Below are 3,331 nucleotides of genomic sequence, written 5' to 3' on the forward strand. Positions count from 1 at the left end.
TAGCCCCATCTCACAGGATACGTTGCGTTATAGATCTTCTCGAGCCGTTCGTTATTCTTCATCTGGTTTCGCAGCTCATCTCGCAGGAGACCGGAAACTACCGCTGAGCATGTGAAGGTTTCCCCCTCCCCAAGGAGTCGCTTCTTCAGATTTGCCAGCCCGTCTTTTGAAAATCGCTCGGTACCAGGATCCAGATCATCGGCATTATTGAGCATCGCGGCCGCCAGTGCACGCAGCGCTTCCGGCGAATCCACTTCTTGGCCAAACAACCTCGTACTGCTTGCGTACGACAGTGCGGCTGCCTGTGATCTTAGAAAAAAGGCCTTTTCGGTATTGTTCATGGGGCCATGTACTGCCTCGGCCTCCTTAAGGAGCTGTTTCAGCGTCTCTTCTGAAACACGCGCATCCGAAAGCGTATCGAACCGAACGGCATCATCGCGCTCATGCCCCATCAGCGGCATAATGAACCGCTTCAGATCCGCCTGGATCTGCGGAGTTGTCCAGTTTTGCTTCGCCCCGTTGGAGGCCCCGAGCAGGTATCTTTCGACATACGCCGGAGGAAGCAGGCACTTAACGATGTTCCCAAACGCCTGACTCGATAGTCGTGCGATGCTTCTGGCGTGCAACACGGGGAACCGGGCAAGGTGCGCCTCAGTGTACGGCGGAGTGCCCGCCCCTCCCTTCCCGCTCCAGTCTACGGCAACGAATACACTGCCAAGGTCTTCACCCGGGTCCCCAGGCGCCCGCATACCTTTCCTGTAATCCTCGGTGGTCAGCAGAATGCAAACCTCCTCATCCCGGGCAAGCAACGGAAAATAGGACAGCGCCGGCGCATACATGTTCTTGGCAGATTCTGTCACAAACTGGATCAGGCTTGCTGGAAGTGCATCCAGGTAAGCCTGGCGCAGCGCCGTTGCCTTGGCCCGCAGCTCTTCATGCTGTTCGGCCGCATCCAGTATCTGCAGCAAACCGAAGCTGTTCGCACGAGCCCATGCGTACCCCCTGGGTGCCGGTTGTGCCAGCTGTGTCTGAGCATGGTCGAGCATGAACCCCAGTCCGTGCGAGGACCAGCCCTCCAGCGTGAGGGGAACGTCCTGAGCGCTCAGGAACAGCCTGCCAACCGCCTTCTGAACGAAAGACTGGATTACATCACTTTGCTGATACTCAGGATGGGCGAACAGGAACTCTGTGACCACGGCATCAACCTCAGGATCTTTGACACCTGCGTTCATGGCGTCGTCAAGCGCCCTAATAGCCAGTTCCATACAGCGGAGTTTGTTGTCGCCCTTTAAACGCGTATCTATGGCGGTCAGAATGCTGCCGGAGTCAGGATTGTTCCGGTGGTTAAAATAAACATCGCGTGCAACCGCACTACCCAGATCCTCTATTAATCCAGCGAAGACAATCCCGGAAAACATCTCATCGGTAAACCCTTCAGCGTCCAGTAGAGCGTCCAGCGAGAATGTCGTCTGCTGCACGGTCACCCCGCTCAGTTTCGTCCTTCTCAGGTCCGCCCCGCTCAGGTTCGCCCCGCTCAGGTTCGCCCCGCTCAGGTCCGCCCAGCTCAGGTCCGCCCCGGTCAGGTTCGCTCCGCTCAGGTTCGCCCTGCTCAGGTCCATCCCACTCAGGCGCATCCAGCTCAGGTTCGCCCCGCCCAGGTTCGCCCCGCTCAGGGCCGCCCCGCTCAGCTTCGCCCCGCTCAGGTTCGCCCCGCTCAGGTTCGCCCCGCTCAGGTTCGCCCCGCTCAGGTTCGCCCCGCTCAGGTTCGCCCCGCTCAGGTTCGCCTCGCTCAGGTTCGCCCCGTCGAGCTTCGCCGCGCTCAGGTTCACACCACCCAGGATCGCCCCGCGCAGGTCCATCCCGCTCAGGTTCGCCTGGCGCAGGTTCAATCTGCTCAGATTCATCCCGCGCAGGTCCGCCTTGCGCAGGTCGATCCCCTGCTTGTTCTTGCCTCCTCTGAGCAATTGCTGTCTTTCCAGTGGGATGTTGGCAACCGTTTGCCCGTACAGATAATGATCTGCCTCGTGGCGAACAATCTCCTGTTCCAGAACTGCCCTGAAGTCATCGAAGGTACAACCCTCGATGGCGAAGGACTCAGACGTCGCGCCCGTTTCTACAGTAATGGTCAGGACTGTGCCGTCCCCGTTTGTATTCTCGGAAACCTTCAGCTCACCGCCGTGTTTCAACATTACTGAAACAGAACGGTGACCTAGACCCTCATCCTGGATCTCGTCGTTGAGGATTTTCCCATGAAGATCGACTACCGCCTGTGTTACGTCTTCTTCTTTCTGGCGGCTGCTGATGCACTTGCAAACCCGCTCGATCAGCAGTCCAATAAAGGCAGTCAGCAGGGTGATCGTCGCCGTCACTGTCCCACGTGAGCACGCAATATTGAAGTCCCCTGCCCGTTTTCCCATGCTTTCTTCAGCGTTGGACACGCTGCCCCAAAAGACCTCTCTGGAAAACGTGGGAACACGTTTTCCGTCCCCGCCCTGCCGGAAGGGTCGGTGAGTCCCGCCCGCGAACTCGCCAAAACCATAATCTTTACCTAGAAAGGCTCTTGCGAACGTTTGTGCAGTCACAACAGACATAGTAATCCCATGGATCTCTTAGTGCCTCGAACATACATCGCATCGGTAGACATATGCATTCGAGATCGCTGCCGGACGATCGAAAAATGACGGGGTCTTCTCCGTTCCTGATGAGAGCGTTCGATTTGGTGGAGTCAGGCAGTAGTCCTAACGGTTGAGTCGTTGGCGTGGAAACCGGGATGCCATCTGGGTGCGTTTAAACAGACGACACAAAAGTCCCATAGGATTTCACGCAGATCCGCGAGTGGCGAGGCTTCTGGCGAGATCTTGACCTCCCAATTTCAGGTCGTCGGCGAGGGCGGTTTTTTGGGAGCCGCCAGGCCTAGGCTTTGTTCGGAAGACAAAGCGCGACTAGGACACGTCCGGAAATTTTCAAGCTAGTTGTCGCCTCAACGCTTGGATTTTCAGGCGGCTTTTCGCTCCTGGTTGCGTGGTTGTGGGATGACGCTATGGTGGTCGGGGCGATCCGGATTCAGGTGGACGAGATGAACCCGCTCCCAGTTACGCGCAGGGCCTTTCCAGCGCAACGGATTGCGCTGCCGGGCACTCTCGTAGAGCGCCGCACGGCGATCCAGGATGCCCTGATCAAGATTCGCATGGCGCTGGGCCGGCGTCACGACCCGGATCGCGCTGTGACGATGCTCGTGGTTATACCAGCGCACCAGTTCGGTGACCCAGTCGCGCGCCGCGGACAGGGTATCGAACGGCTTGAGCGGATAGGCCGGCCGGTACTTCAACGT

At 58.1% G+C, this 3,331-nt stretch carries 2 protein-coding genes; both read right to left on the reverse strand.

The features are described from left to right. Positions 1-2,591 (reverse strand): pentapeptide repeat-containing protein (locus tag P0D80_RS49100; RefSeq protein ID WP_408295711.1); only part of this gene is annotated, 2,591 nt, incomplete at its 3' end. Between the two features lie 404 nt (positions 2,592-2,995). After that, positions 2,996-3,331: integrase core domain-containing protein (locus P0D80_RS49105; protein WP_408295714.1), on the reverse strand; the 336-nt coding region annotated here is incomplete at its 5' end.

The organism is Paraburkholderia sp. RL17-373-BIF-A (assembly GCF_046030175.1).
Taxonomy (GTDB): domain Bacteria; phylum Pseudomonadota; class Gammaproteobacteria; order Burkholderiales; family Burkholderiaceae; genus Paraburkholderia.